The organism is Syntrophomonas sp. UBA5494 (genome assembly GCF_002426325.1).
In genome coordinates, this window is record NZ_DIPG01000059.1 from 30,711 (window position 1) to 45,744 (window position 15,034).

Genomic DNA, 15,034 nt, shown 5'->3' on the forward strand with positions numbered 1-15,034 from the left:
TAGACTCAACCCGGGAGGCATTATGCAAGGCAGAATCCACTCCATAGACTCCTTTTCGACCCTTGACGGGCCGGGCATACGCATGGTGGTGTTTTTGCAGGGCTGCCACCTGCGCTGCCGGTATTGCCAGAACCCCGACACCTGGGAGCAAGACTCCGCCTCAACCGTTCATCACAGCAGCGAAGAACTGATGGCTTTGGTTCGCCGCGGTCTGGGTTATTACCGAAATTCGGGCGGGGGCTTAACCTTTTCCGGAGGCGAACCGCTGCTGCAGCACTGCTTTGTGCGCGAGGTATTCGAGCGCTGCCACGGCGAAGGTATCCACACCGCTCTGGACACTTCATTATATGTGCCCCCTGGCCGGGTCCAGGCAGTGCTGCCCTTCACCGACCTCTTTCTTGCCGATATAAAGCACATCAGTACTGCACAGAGCCGCTACTTGACCGGGCAGAGCAATGATTTAAACCTCGCCAACCTGAAAGCCGTCAACGCCGCCGGAACCCCGCTCTGGATCCGCTATGTAGTGCTGCCCGGATACACCGATGCCGAAAAGGACATTATCGCTCTGGCCCGACTCCTGGCTCCATTGAATGCGGTGAAAAGAATTGAACTGCTGGCCTATCATACCCTGGGAGTGCACAAATGGGAGCTGCTCAATCTGCGCTATGAGTTAAAAGAGGTCCAGCCGCCCGCAGCAGATGAAATGAACCGCCTGCAGGAGATCGTGGCGGAAATCACCGGTAAACCGGTATACATATCTTGACTCCTGATTTTTTGCCATAATGTCAACCCGGATTAGCCCATGCAGATAGTATATTTTTATTTCTTTATCGCAGCCTAATAATGAAAGGAGGTCTAAAGGATGGCCAAAAAAGGCAAGAAAGACAAGGTCATGGAACAAGGCACCTTCACATCACCCCGAAGTGAGAATGTAATGCCCTCTGAAGAAAAGAAATCCACCAAAAAATCCAAGAAATCTTAAGGAAGATGCAGCCGGACCGTAGGGTCTGGCTGTTTTTTAAAGACATAGTCAGCCCTTACCCGGAGATTTGCAGCCGATTCTAATTAAAGGAGTGCTCAGGTGGGTAGCAGCCTTGCATAGTCAGGCCAGACTTATCTGAAAAACAATTTCGACTTGAGTATTCATAGGCCGGCAGCCCTTGTATAATCGAGGCCAGACCTATATAATATGAATGGTGCATTTCACCAGGGATGCACCGGCAACTTAAATATGTGGGGGCGTGGCTCAGCTGGGAGAGCACCTCGTTCGCAACGAGGGGGTCAGGGGTTCGAGTCCCCTCGTCTCCACCAAATAATCTACCATCTATTGATAAAAAGTATTTTATCAGCAGGTGGTTTTATTTTTGCCTAAAAAGCCTGATATTGGGAGATTTCAGCGGTTTTGGGTTTTTCTTTCTTTTAATTAATAATGTAGACCACAGGGTAAATGACAGCTTGGATTTGTTTTTAGGGATGGGGCATCATGGTAATCGTTTGACATTAGGCAGGGGTGTGCATTTTTTTGGCAAATCGTTTAACATTTGAATTATCATCTAATATGCCCCTTTGCACAGATTCTGGTGTTGATAGAACTAAAGTAGTTTAAAAACAAGTGAAGCAGATACTTAGGTTGCTTTTCTTAAATGTAAATAATCCCTCTTACCCATAGTGTGAGAGGGATTATTCCGTATAAGGGAGTCGCTACTTATCCGCTTTAATATACTGGCTCTACGAAATAGTTTAGGTGAAACTCCTTGCATCGCACTCAAGCTATCTCTAGTTCTTAGAAGTGAATTTTAGAGGAAATATCATCCAAATAGAGAATTTTTAATGAAGTAAAGATTTTTCTCAACAAGGAGGTTTAGTAAAGTGAGTTCAAAATTTTATACAAATTTTATCAAGGCTATTATGATTATCTTGGGAATAACTCTGCTTTTGCTTGCAATAGTATATCCTTGGCTTATACTATTGGCAGCTGCCATTTTTTATTTTGCTTACAAGTACAAAGCACCTGATAAAACATCCAAAACTAATGAGATATATCATGTTAAAGAAAATGCTCATACACCTGGATTTACTGAATATTTCTTAATAACTGATCCTAAACAACTTCCGAGTAAACTGGTTTTTATTGATTTTGAAACAACTGGTTTATCTTCTCTAACTGACAGGATTGTAGAAGTTGGTATTGCAACCTATGAAAATATGGAATTAGTTGATACCTATTCACAGCTTATTGATCCTGAAATAAATATCGATCCCAAAGCATCAGCTGTAAACGGCATTACTTATGCTATGGTTAAGGGCAAACCTAAGCTTAAAGATGTGATTAGTGAGGTATACCAACGTATAGAAGGGCAAGTAATTGTTGGGTATAACATTGATTTTGATCTTAGTTTTCTAAAATATGCCTTATCAGAAAATAATACGGAGTTATCTGATGTGAGAGCTTTTGATGTTTTGCGCTTGGTTAAAGAAACACTTAGATATAAAGATACTGGTGATAGAAAGCTTGAATCAGTAAAAAAATACTTTGGAATAGAATCTAATGGCCATAGAGCATTGGACGATTGTATTACCACTCATGAAGTATTTAAAAGGTGTTTAAAGCTTCAGGAGAATTATAGGCTTCAAGCTGAAGCGAAGTTCAATGAGCGGCTATCAAATCTAAATGAAATGGAAAAAAATTTCATATCAGAATTGGAAAAAAGACTTGAGGCTATTGGATTGAAAGATAAAATGGTATTCGATATCAAAAGTGATAATACCATTAACTTCATGCTCGGAAATGCTCAAATTGGCAGGGTAAAGCTAAGAGGAAGAAAATATAAGATGCAGCTTTTAGATCAAAACAACGTTATGTGGCTTGATATCGACTCATATGATGAAGCTGTTACTAATCTGAAACAGTGGGTTAAATATAGTCAATACTTGAGTTCTTAATGGTATTCATACCTTATGATCACGGGATACGGTTACAACAAGTTTATCTTATCAAAATTGAGTGCTTGGTTTTGGTAGAGCGGAAGGAGCGTTATGTATAGGTTCAGGGCACTGTGCCCTTTTTTGGAGGGCATGTTTCCATAGACCAGTTAAGAATACTTGATTTAGCCCTCGACGGTATATTATTCCGCTAGAGTAGGACAAAGCGCCGAAAGAAGCAGGTTTTTTGCGAAGAAGTATAGAAGAATGTGGGACCGAAGAAACCGAAAACAAATAAGTCCATAGGACCTAGTTAAGGAGATAATTACGTGGCACGATCAACAGTACATTACGCAGATAATAAAACCAATAATGCCTTAAAGGCATTACATAAAAAGCTAAGACCCGCTGGAACACCGGTTCAAAGAGTTGAGTATATTATTGAATTGCTTTTACTTCGAATTTTTGAAACAAAAGTTAAACAAGATGAAGAATTTAAACCTTTAAGGAACCTGTTTGCCAGTGATTATAAATGGAAGAATCCCAAGACAGGTAAAGAGGAATCAAATGAAAACCGATTATTCTCATATTTAACTACAGTTTCAAATGAGCAAATATTATTGGAATTGAATGATAATTTCTTCCCTTTTTATTCAACCGTATTGCAAAGCGCAAGGAGAGTATTTACAGGAAATCTCCCGCAGAAGGTACAGGACCAGCTGGTATTAATAGAGGAGGTTTTCAGTAACTCAAATTTTTCAAATAATGTTAATAGCGGCAATCTTGGTGAAGTTATTAGCATTATTGCCAATGATATTGAAGAAGCCAGACTGCTTAAAACTGATTTATTAGGTGATGCAATCGAGTCTGCTTTGAGTGAAACAGGAGGAACAAAGGATATTGGATTATTCCGTACCCCAGACCATGTTCGCCAGTTTATGACGGCTATAATTGAACCTAGTTTTGACGATTTAATATTTGATCCTGCTTGTGGTACAGGTGGATTTTTATTTGATGCCTTTGAGTTTGTTATGAGAAGAGTTGACCCTGATCGAGAATGGCCCGGGGAAAAAGCACACCCTGAATTAAGAGAGTGGTTTGATAAATACTTCAATGCCAACCAAATTGATTTTCCAAGTATTGAACAGTCAAGACAATTTTACCGTAGTGGTGTTACGGGAATTGAATATCTAGGAATGATCAGAAAGATGGCCGCAATCAATTTTTATATTCGCGGGCTTAATCCAGCTAATATTGAGCAAGGGGATTCATTGGCTAAATATAGTCCTGTTACTGATCATGAAAGTAAAACTGTAGTTCTTGCCAATCCACCCTTTGGCGCACAACGAGATCAAGAGGCTTATCCGGATGTTTGGAGTGAATATTCCAAGGAATCGGAGACCACTATTTTATTTGTGAAACTTATGTTTCAACATTTAAAACAAGGCGGCAGATGCGCTGTGGTTGTGTCGGAGGGGTTTCACACCTGGGATCAATTCAGTGCCAAGGCATTACGCAGGATGCTGCTTGAAGAAGCACAACTAAAAGCCGTTATTTCACTGCCTCAGGGCATATTTGTAAGCAAAAACGGACAAGGACCCAAAACCTCTATTCTGGTATTTGAAAAAGGTGGACAAACCGATTGGACCTGGTTTTACAAAGTAACTAACGATGGATACACTATGGGAACCAACCGAAAGTGGCAAAAAGGGAATCAACTGACCGAATGTCTGACCTTGTGGCATGAATTTGTAAAGCAAGGCAAACAACCACCTGCAAGCATAAATCAATTCTGTATTCCTGCAGAATGGATAAAAACCCTTGACCCAAGAGTAAAAGAAAAAATCCGGACGGAAACCCGTATTGACATGGAGGAAAAAGGGAAAATTGAGCGGGCCAAGAAAGCACAAGCATTGGATAAGAAAATAAAAGCTAAGAAAGCCAGTGAAGCCGACAAACAAATGGAATTAAAAAAAATTGATCAGATGCTTGAAAACCGCATAAAAAATGAAATAGCCAAGCGAATTGATAAAGCGCATAATTATTCGTTTAACCTGGCCAGTTATAGAAGCAGTTTGAGCGATAGCCAGCTTGCGGAGTGGTCTGAAGCATTAAGTCAAATTGAACCGGCTGAAGCAAAATCCTTGGATGAAATATACAAAAATCTTAACACCGGCAAACCTGAAACCATTCTGCAATATCTGGTCAGGCTTGATCCGGCTAGTGCCCTAGAAGCTGATATTGTGCGAGAATATGTAGGCAATAATGATGATAGCAGAGTTGATGGGCACAAGGAGATTTGCACCATCAGGGAGATATTAAAAAGCGGTGCAAAATATCCAATGGTAAAGTTAAAGGATTACTTGATCTTAAACAAGAAAAAAATAAAACCTGCTAAAAATCCGGATATGAAATATAAGGTGCTCGGAGTAAGCAATGAAACCGGTGTTTTCTTAAACGAAAAACTTCATTCAGAAGAAACTAGTCAAAGTTATTATATAGTGGCTAAAAATGAGTTCTGCTATAACCCCTATAGAATAAATGTCGGTAGCATTGGTTTGAATTTATTTGATTATAATAATCAGATTATAAGCGGAGCTTATGTAGTTTTTGGCTGCAACGAAGATGAATTGAATCCCCGGTATTTGGAAGCGCTTGTTAACAGCAAATGCTTTCAGGACTATGTAAATGAAAAAGCCAGTGGTGGGGTGCGTATGAACTTCAAGTATGAAGATATGTGTGCTTGGGAAATTCCGTTGCCTTCTATTGAAGATCAAGCCGCCATTGTTGCTCAAATAGAAAAACAAAAAGCTATTATTGAAGGTACAAATAAGGTTTTGGAAAATTGGGAGATTGACTTTATTTCATACTTTAGAAAGTACAAATTTTCGCAAAGACCACTTTCTGAATTAATAATTGACTCACTATATGGATCTTCAGTAAAAGCAGACTATCAAGAAGAAGGCTATAATGTTTTAAGAATTGGAAATATAGGTTTTTGTGGCTTTAAACTTGATGATATTAAAAAGTCTTTTCTAAGCGATAAGGAATTTAATAAATACAAGCTATCAAAAGGTGATTTTTTAATCGTGCGTTCAAATGGCAATCCAAGTCTGGTTGGTAAATGTGCTGTATGGAATTCAGATGCACCTTTTGTCTATGCTTCATATTTAATTAGGTTTAAATTCAATTTAGAAGAAATAGAACCTAAGTATGTCATGTATTTTTTAATGAGTCCTATAGGCAGAGCATTATTAAATCCTAAAGCAGGTGGTGGAACATATAATATCAGTTCCACAGAATTTCAAAAAATACAAATTCCATATCCGGAAATTACTGTACAACGACAAATTACAGATGAACTTGATGCCAAACTGAAAGTCCATAATGGAGTACTTGAGATGAAGAAAGAAGCCGAAAATAGGATTGATATAATACTTGCTGATGTATGGGGAATGAACTAGCAAAATATATAACTGAGGAGGTGGAGGATGGGCAAGAAGATAAACGAGGCAACTTCTACGGATTTACCGGTAATTATAAAACTGATTAATGATTATGGTTGGAAAATTGAAGATACCTTGCTTTACCAGCAGACCTATGACATACCAGAAAATTTGAAGAAGGATTTCCCCAATTTCAAGAATATCAGACCTGATATTGTGTTGCAGGATTTGAATGGCGAGATCCTGGCTGTTATTGAAAATAACCTGGACAAGGAAAACAAAGATCTTTTAAAGTTGCGTACGATCGTAACCAGAGTATTAAAGCCGCGCTTTCTGTATGCTTGCAGTTCTGAGCGTATTTTATTCTATGACAACGCCTGGCGGGGATTGGAGGCCGGAGAGTTTAAACAGGTTAATTCCTTCATGACTTTGGAAGAGATGAAACTCAAGCTTGAACAACAAAAGAAAATAGCTGCTGATAGAGCAATTCTTATTGATACAACCATCGCTGGTGGGTACGATCCCACAGTAGGAAAAGAGCGTACATATCAATTGGACTGCATAAACACTATTATTGATAAATACAAAGCAGGTAAGCAGAAAATGCTTGTTCACATGGCCACCGGTCTTGGAAAAACCCGAACTGCCGTTGCTCTGGTAAAGGCTTTGCTGGATGGGGGATTAATCAAAAGGGTTTTATTTGTAGTTGACCGGAGAATGCTGGCCAAGCAGGCTGTTGATGATGGGTTTTCACTTATTAGCGGAAAATATACTTCCAGTTGGATAACCACTTCCAATTTTAGAGCCAGAAAACATGCGAGCATTCATGTGGTGGTTATTGATACACTGGAATTGATTCACAGCGATTTGCCTTCCACATTCTATGATTTATTAATTGTTGATGAATGTCATCGTAGTGTTAATGTTAACCGCAAACTGATATTTGACCATTTCCTGTGCCCGCGCATAGGAATGACCGCTACACCCAGGATAGCTATCCCTAAAGGTGGTTCAGATGTAGATGAAGAAGACCTGGCGATTATTGATACGTATAAACTATTTGGCTGCGAGAGCGGTGAGCCCGATTTCCAGTTTGATCTTGCCAAAGGGATTGATGAAGAATTTCTGGCTCCGTATAAACCTATTGAACTAATATCTTCTTTGGTCGAAGAAGCTAGAGAAAAAGGCATTGAATTTGACCATGTACTTGACCCGAAAGAAAAATATGTAATTGAATTGGGGGAAGAAAAGCAATTAACACTGGAGCAGCTAAACCGCAAATTTATTTCAGAAGAAAACTGCTTAAGAATTGCAGAAGAACTGAAGAAAAACACCCAATATGGTGAAAAGGTTATTCTGTTCGGAGTAAGCCAAGCCCACTGCCAGGAACTGGCCAAAGCTATTAACAAGGTTTTCGATAACGATAATACTGAGAAGCCCTATTATGCCGAAGAGATTATTTCGGAAAATAACCAATTGAATGAAACATTAAAAGCCTGGTTTAAGAAACCCTATCAAAAACCATATATAGCAATTTCTGTGGATATTTTGAGTACAGGTGTGGATATCCCATGTGTTCGCTATATTGCCCTGGCGGCTCTTACCAAATCAACAGGAAAATACATTCAGATGATTGGCAGGGGAACTCGGCTTGACCCTAAAACGGGTAAATTCAGTTTTCAAGTTCTTGACTTTGTTGGACTTTGTGAACAAATGGAAGATAACGGAAAAGGCACAGCCAGGGAGAACACGAAAGTTGTAAGGCCTGGTGGAACAAAAGCACCGGCAGGAGGAGGGACAATAAGTCCTAAAGGTGATTACTTTTTGCTTGATAATCCTGATCCAGCCAATCTCATCCAGAGAGTAGAAATTCATGGCGATTCAATTACTATAAAGGATAATATTCCTATTGAGGAAGCAAAACGTATCTTTGAGGAAGAATTGAAGAAAAGTCAGGAACCTATTGTAGTAAACCTGCGAGAAAAGGCAGAGCAGTCCGATTACCAGCCTACAGATGATGAAATTGCAGAATTAATTTACTGGTTAAGTTTACCCAACACCTTTATGGATGAAGGCCATTTGCAAAAAATGTATGATTATCCGGAAGGTTCAGCCTGGGACTTTTTGCTGCATGCATTAGGTAAAAGGAGAATTCCAACCCCTAAGGAAAGAATCGAGAAGAATTATCTTTCATACATACACACATACGATTTTACAGATGAGCAAATTGCAATTCTAAAGAAAATCAAAGATGTTTTTGTAGCTAACATCACATCAAGACGAGACATTGATGTCAAGGAAATATTTGGAAACCCAATTTATGAAAGACTGATTGGTTCTTACGATTCAATTAATAAGGCGTTTGATGGTAGTTTTGATTCAACCATTAATGATTTAAAAAGCACATTTATACATGTTCCAAATAATAATATACAGCCTATTGAGATTCTCGGAGAACTATAGCTTGTTTGTGAAGAATAATGCCGGCTTGTGGTGTAAAGACAATAAGTAAGGAATAGTAAATGTAGTGTGCCTGTACACGAAAAAGCTAGGCCAGTTTTAGGATGCGAATTCTTATGAAATTTTATGTTGGGATAACTGATTACGACTGGTTTAAGACTTTAACGCAGGTAAACTGCGATGAAGTGAACTTTTGGAAACCGGGAGGTCGCACTAATTTTAAAGCCCTAGATGAAGGGGAACTATTTCTATTTAAGTTACATAGCCCAAACGATTATGTTGTGGGTGGTGGATTCTTCCTGAAGTTTTCTATTTTGCCATCTTCATTAGCCTGGGAAGCATTTGGTGTTGCTAATGGGGCTAAAAGTTTATTAGAACTTAATAATAGGGTTTATAAATATAGAAAAACGAATCGGATATCAGATCCCGACCCGTACATCGGATGTATTATTCTGTCTATGCCCTTCTATTTTGATGAACAGAATTGGATTCGGGTTCCGCAAAACTGGAGCCGCAATATTGTTCAAGGCAAAACTTATGATACCGAGGAGCTTACTGGGTTGGCTCTTTATAAACAGGTGCAGGAAAAAATTCAATATCAAAACATGATACAACCTGTTGTAATGGACAGTTCTGAAAATCGCTACGAAAAAGAACAGACTATAAAACCTCGAATTGGGCAGGGAGCTTTTAAAGTGCTGATCACAGATGCTTACCATCGGAGATGTGCGATTACAGGAGAGAAAACCTTACCCGTATTGGAGGCTGCACATATTAAGCCGTACAGCTTGGAAGGACCTAATGAAATCAACAACGGATTGCTTTTGCGACGAGATTTTCATACCTTGTTTGATCGAGGATATATAACTATAGATAAGGATCTTACTGTAGAGGTAAGTCATCGCATAAAAGAAGATTTCGGCAATGGTAAAGTGTATTACGCCCACCATGGCAGTAAATTGATTATTTTGCCCGATCGAAAAGATCAGCTGCCAGAACCGTTTTATTTAGAATGGCACAATGAGAATGTTTACTTAGGATAGGTAATAATGAATAACCAGTGAAGGTTATGTTTTGGATATGATTAATAGTTTACCGAGCTGTCGATAATTATTTTTGAGATTGATTGCAGCACACATAACGTAAAATAGCTGATGGATTAATAAGTGTGGGAGGGTCGGCTATGGCAGGAGATCGTTCTTTTAAAGCTTATGTTGCAAGTCGTTTTTATAACGAGCTTTATGATGCTGTGTCCGGCTATTTGGAACAGAATTATAGTGATCTTGATGTCTCCTCCCAACTGGTGCGTACTATTGATAGTGCTGAATTGTCGGATATTGAAGTCAAACATGTCTTTATAGATGATCTGCCAGGTATGGAAATAGCATTTGATGTTCTACTTGAAGCTGTGTTTGAGATATCGGAAACTGACAGGCATAATGACCGGCATGATGAAAAAACACAGTGGTTCAAAGTTTCATGTACCGGTGACCTCTCTCAGGACCTTGATGATTTCGCTATTTCTGCTACGGAAGAATATAACTACCGCGGTAAGCAAGATAATCCTATGTCGGATTCACTTGTTCCCATTATATATAAAGAACAATTGGAAGCTGTAGCACGAGCCTTTTTGGAGGAGTATTATAAAGAAGCCTTATACGAGCCAATGGCTATTGATCCTACACTTCTCGCAGAACGCATGAGGCTTTTAGTCCAGCTAAAACATATCACTTCCGATTTTTCTACGTTTGGCCAGGTATTTTTCAGGGATTGCGAAACGGAATACTACGATAAAAGCAGTTCATCTTTCCAACAGATAAAAGTTAAAAGCGGCACAATATTTGTAGACCCTGATGCATATTTTTTACGCAATCTGGGGTCTGTTAATAATACCATCATTCATGAGTGTGTCCATTGGGATAAACACAGGAAAGCCTTTGAACTGGAACGGCTATACAATGAAAACGCCACTCAGATAAAGTGCCAAGTGGTAGGCGGCATAAAAGGCAATGGTAAAGATGCGACCGATTGGATGGAATGGCAGGCAAATGCTCTTGCACCAAGGATTCAAATGCCACTTTCGACATTTAAGACCAAGGCTTTTGAATTTATAAAGCGATTCCGTGCGGAAATGGGTACATCTGAACTTATTGATGTAATGGAGCCTGTCATTGATGCTTTGGCCATATTTTTCTGTGTATCCCGCATTTCAGCAAAAATCCGTATGATAGATGCCGGGTATGAAGAAGCTGTCGGCACCTTTACATATATCGACGGTCATTATGTTAAACCCCATGGATTCCGAAAGGGGTCTATAAGAGTAAACCAGACATTCTCATTGTCTGCCCAGGATGCGGCGGTCGAACGTATCTTTAACCAGGAGCTTCGTGCTTTAACTGACAACGGTGACTATCTCTTTATTGATAATCACTATGTATATAATGCTCCGCTTTACGTTCAGGCAGGTGAAAATGGCAAGCTTGAACTAACCGATTATGCACGCTCCCATATGGATGAATGTTGCCTTGTCTTTGACATGACCGTTACGAGCAAGGTGGCAGACAAATACCATACGGAGTGTTACTTGAATCGTGAGCCGAGTGATATAACCTTCGAAATCAAATATCATAACGGTTACCAGAATGCGCCACAGGAGCGTCAGATTGCTATGAGGAAAAAGCAGCAGGAAGAGGCTCTTGAAATCCGGAAGCAGATGACAGATGACCCGGAACAATGTATTGAACTGTTGCTGAAGTGGCGGGAAATGAATTATACCGATCTAGGTTTTGAAATCGACCGTGATCCAAAGACCATCAGCCGAACCGTAAAGGGTGAAACGACTCCAAGGGTAGAAACGGCGGCTCTTATCTGCTTCGGACTCCACCTTCCCCCTATTGTCAGTGAGAAACTTATGGCTGTTTTGCAGTGTTCGCTGAATCCGCTGAATCCAAATCACCAATGGATTAATGAGGCACTTCACATTAAATACCCAGAGCCTATATGGGCTGTTCAAGATTATTTATCTCAATATGGCGTAGAAATTTAAAATAATTTTCGATGAAAAACGGACATGTCGTGTCCGGTCCATATAATATGAAAGCAGACTTGTGGCAATACAGGGTCTGCTTTTTTGATTTTTGTCTCAGTCAAAACCAAAAGTTAAATTGAATAAATAGTAAAGAGAATAATTAGTATTGACCGATACGTAAAGAAATGATATTATATTGATTAAATAGTAGAAAGGAGTATGCCGATATGACCACTGAATTCAATAAACAGTTGATGCTTGATAACATAGCTTTCCTTTTGAAAGAGTTCGGGAAAAAAATAGGTGAACTAGAGACTGATGCTGGTGTTAGTCCTGGATATATTTCCAGAATAAGCAAGGACGGCAATACAAAGCCGGGAATAGAGTTTATTATGAAGGTCGCAGATTCTTTGAACACCAGCATGGATACATTGTTGAATGTAGAACTTGCAGAAATGACTCCAACTGAACGGTACCTGGTGTCTTTCCTCGAGAAATTAAATAAGGACACCTTAGACGATAAATTGGATTGGAATAAAGAATCCGCAGACCGACTTAATCGAGCCGAAACAGATAAAAATGGCAATTCGGATCATCCACTTCTGAGTTACGAAACTTTTTATGAAGAGGGTGAGTCCGACTATCCTGATGAGGTTTCAAGAGTCGTTTTTGTTTCTAACGCCTTTGATTGTAAAACCTATATTAATGGAGATTGCTTCAATTTACGTTTAAAAAACGGATCGGTCCTTTATCTTATGAGCATCAGCAAGTCCGTTCATAGGGTAAATGACCCAGACGCTTTTGCAAAAGAAATTTGGATGTATACACCAGGCACTGGAGCAAATTTTCTGTGCAGTAATAAAGATAAATCTCCATTGGCAGATTTGGTAGAAAACCTGTATACAACGGTAAGCGAGCGTATGAAGCACCCAAGGTTAAAAAATGAACTTCAGTATGTAATTGATGCCTTTATGAAAGATGATATAAGTGATGATGAAGATGATGATACAATCCCATTTTAATTAGAGCGTATGGAGGAAGGCATATGATTAAACAACCTATACGAAATCTGCATAGTTCCAGACCAACGCCCCAGCGATTCTGCGATGTTATCGTTGATGGCGAGAAGGTTTATCTGGAACAAAAAATTAGCAAGTATAAATATATAACCATTCCCTGGGAGGATGTTGTACATCAAGTAAAAGCTGCGATAGCAGTTGATAAAGAGAAACTACCGCAATCTGCCCCGTAACCAATCGAGGAGCAAACCGCCGGAGTTATCTATGAAAGCCGTAAAAGGCTGAAATAGATAACTCCGGTTTTTTTTATTTACATAGGTTTTGACAGGACATGACATGTCCATTTTCAAAAAAATATCCGTGCTACATTAAGTTTATAGATAAGCAGCAATGCTTTCTAAATAAAATCTCAATGTCCGAGATGCGCATTAGGACGGCGGGATGCATAGAGAGTTCAGAACACAGTGATGAAGACTGTGTTTGGAATGAAGATGCACCCATCGTGATTTCGTGCGCCCATTTTTCGGACAAGCGAGGCCTGTGGACATCTTCTCCACAGGCTCTTTTTGTGTCCCACCGTCAATGCCTCGGACGGAAAGGACGCGAAAATGCAAAATACAGTCAATCAAGAAACAAAGCAGTATTACCTCACCATTGATGGTCAAGAGGTAAAAGTAAGTGAAGAGGTGTACAGAGCCTACAAACGTCCGATCTGGGCTGAACACAAGCGAAAAGAACGTGAGAAAAGATGCATCATTAGCGATGGTAAAGGCAGAACAAAACGATGCACTGAAGATTGCAGTAAGTGCGATAAGCAGCGAACAGGCAGTGCTCTCTCACTAGAAAGATTTAAAGAAGAAGGTTTCGAGATAACCGACCCCGTTGACATTGCTGAGTTTGTTGCGGACAAACTTCTCCTTGAAGAACTGTATGCGGCACTAAAGGAGCTGGATCCGGAGGAGCGGTCGCTTATAGACGCCCTCTTCTTTAAGAGCCGAACTGAGCGGGATTATGCAACCGATATCGGCTTGAAACACCAAAGTGTGAACAAAAGCAAGAAGAAAATCCTAGAAAAACTACGTGTACTTATGGAAACAAAAAAATAAAAACTCCGGCCTTGGTTGCCAAACCTCCCCTTGCTGTCCTGTGGATGGCGAGGGGAGAATAATTTCCCCCGGAAACGGAGGTAACCATATGCAAACAAAGGCAAACAGAACAGATACAGTCCTGCGTGATGCCGAGTTTGATGAGGAACTCGCTGGTATTCTTGCCGCAATAAGCGTAGTGTCCAGACGACTTGCTAAGAAGCTGCTCGCACTTCAACAGCAAGATGCATTTAAGGGGGAAGGAGGAAAACCAGATGGGCAAGATGAGTGAACTATCGCTTGCGATAACAGAACTACGAAACGCTGCTCAATCACTTATTAGTGCAGCGGATTCTCTCGCTGACTTATTAGCTGGTAGCGGTGGTATTCAGGCAGAAGAACAACCAAAGACAGAATCTTCTACACCAGCAGAAAAACCTCTCACATTAGAGTCTGTTAGGGCTGTTCTTGCGGAGAAGTCCCGTAGCGGTCACACCGCTGAGATTAAGGCTCTCTTAGAAAAGCATGGTGCGGCGAAGCTTAGTGAGATTGACCCGGCCAAATATTCTGCACTGCTTGCGGAGGCGGAGGTATTGGGAGATGGGTAAACATGCACTCCTTTCAGCATCTTCAAGTCATATCTGGTTAAATTGCCCTCCCGCACCTAGACTTAGCCAGCAATATGAGGATAAAGGCAGCAGTTATGCCGCTGAAGGAACGGAGGCTCATACCCTGGGGGAGTACAAGTTAAAAGCCGCTCTTGGCATAAAGGCTAAAGATCCCACCGCCGGCCTTGCCTACTATAACGAGGAAATGGAAGAATGCGCTACTGGTTATGCCACCTATATTTTAGAACTTGTGGAAAAGGCAAAGCAGGAATGCGCCGACCCCATGGTCCTTATTGAACAGCGTCTTGATTTCTCCAAATACGTTGAAGGCGGCTTTGGTACCGGTGATGCTTTAATTATCGCTGATGGGACGCTCCACATTGTTGATTATAAGCATGGCCAGGGCGTTTTGGTGGAATCAGAGGACAACCCGCAAATGAAATTATACGCCTTGGGTGCTCTGGAG

12 protein-coding genes and 1 tRNA gene are annotated in these 15,034 nt (G+C 40.3%); all 13 read left to right on the forward strand.

The genetic code is table 11. The annotated features are described in order from the left end of the window. Window positions 1–22 precede the first annotated feature (22 nt). On the forward strand, window positions 23–763 hold the full coding sequence (gene pflA / locus B3W37_RS07125; RefSeq protein WP_483171186.1) for a pyruvate formate-lyase-activating protein: 741 nt from the start codon (window positions 23–25) through the stop codon (window positions 761–763). Window positions 764–1,235: 472 nt separating this feature from the next. Continuing rightward, a tRNA-Ala gene (locus B3W37_RS07130) sits at window positions 1,236–1,311 on the forward strand. Between the two features lie 558 nt (window positions 1,312–1,869). After that, the gene (locus B3W37_RS07135; protein ID WP_483175196.1) at window positions 1,870–2,943 is read left to right on the forward strand and encodes a 3'-5' exonuclease; all 1,074 of its coding nucleotides are present in this window, start codon (window positions 1,870–1,872) and stop codon (window positions 2,941–2,943) included. 308 nt (window positions 2,944–3,251) lie between these two features. Continuing rightward, window positions 3,252–6,386, forward strand: a complete 3,135-nt coding sequence (locus tag B3W37_RS07140; RefSeq protein WP_483175197.1) for an N-6 DNA methylase — start codon at window positions 3,252–3,254, stop codon at window positions 6,384–6,386. Window positions 6,387–6,413: 27 nt separating this feature from the next. Then, window positions 6,414–8,831, forward strand: coding sequence for a DEAD/DEAH box helicase family protein (locus B3W37_RS07145; protein ID WP_483175198.1), 2,418 nt, complete (start codon window positions 6,414–6,416; stop codon window positions 8,829–8,831). Window positions 8,832–8,944: 113 nt separating this feature from the next. Continuing rightward, window positions 8,945–9,871, forward strand: coding sequence for an HNH endonuclease (locus tag B3W37_RS07150; RefSeq protein WP_483175199.1), 927 nt, complete (start codon window positions 8,945–8,947; stop codon window positions 9,869–9,871). Window positions 9,872–10,011: 140 nt separating this feature from the next. Next, entirely contained in the window at window positions 10,012–11,874 is a 1,863-nt protein-coding gene (locus B3W37_RS07155; RefSeq protein ID WP_446818708.1) for an ImmA/IrrE family metallo-endopeptidase, read from the forward strand. Window positions 11,875–12,083: 209 nt separating this feature from the next. Beyond that, complete coding sequence (locus tag B3W37_RS07160) at window positions 12,084–12,878, forward strand: helix-turn-helix domain-containing protein (protein WP_446818707.1); 795 nt, start codon at window positions 12,084–12,086, stop codon at window positions 12,876–12,878. A 23-nt stretch (window positions 12,879–12,901) separates the two neighbouring features. Continuing rightward, window positions 12,902–13,108, forward strand: coding sequence for a hypothetical protein (locus B3W37_RS07165; RefSeq protein WP_446818706.1), 207 nt, complete (start codon window positions 12,902–12,904; stop codon window positions 13,106–13,108). Between the two features lie 375 nt (window positions 13,109–13,483). Continuing rightward, complete coding sequence (locus B3W37_RS07170) at window positions 13,484–13,981, forward strand: RNA polymerase sigma factor (RefSeq protein WP_447182360.1); 498 nt, start codon at window positions 13,484–13,486, stop codon at window positions 13,979–13,981. 88 nt (window positions 13,982–14,069) lie between these two features. Next, the gene (locus B3W37_RS07175; RefSeq protein ID WP_446818704.1) at window positions 14,070–14,252 is read left to right on the forward strand and encodes a hypothetical protein; all 183 of its coding nucleotides are present in this window, start codon (window positions 14,070–14,072) and stop codon (window positions 14,250–14,252) included. Then, complete coding sequence (locus B3W37_RS07180) at window positions 14,236–14,568, forward strand: DNA ligase (protein WP_446818703.1); 333 nt, start codon at window positions 14,236–14,238, stop codon at window positions 14,566–14,568. The genes B3W37_RS07175 and B3W37_RS07180 overlap by 17 nt, the downstream gene beginning before the upstream one ends. Then, on the forward strand, window positions 14,561–15,034 hold a 474-nt coding region (locus B3W37_RS07185; protein ID WP_483175200.1), incomplete at its 3' end, for a DUF2800 domain-containing protein. The genes B3W37_RS07180 and B3W37_RS07185, both read left to right, overlap by 8 nt.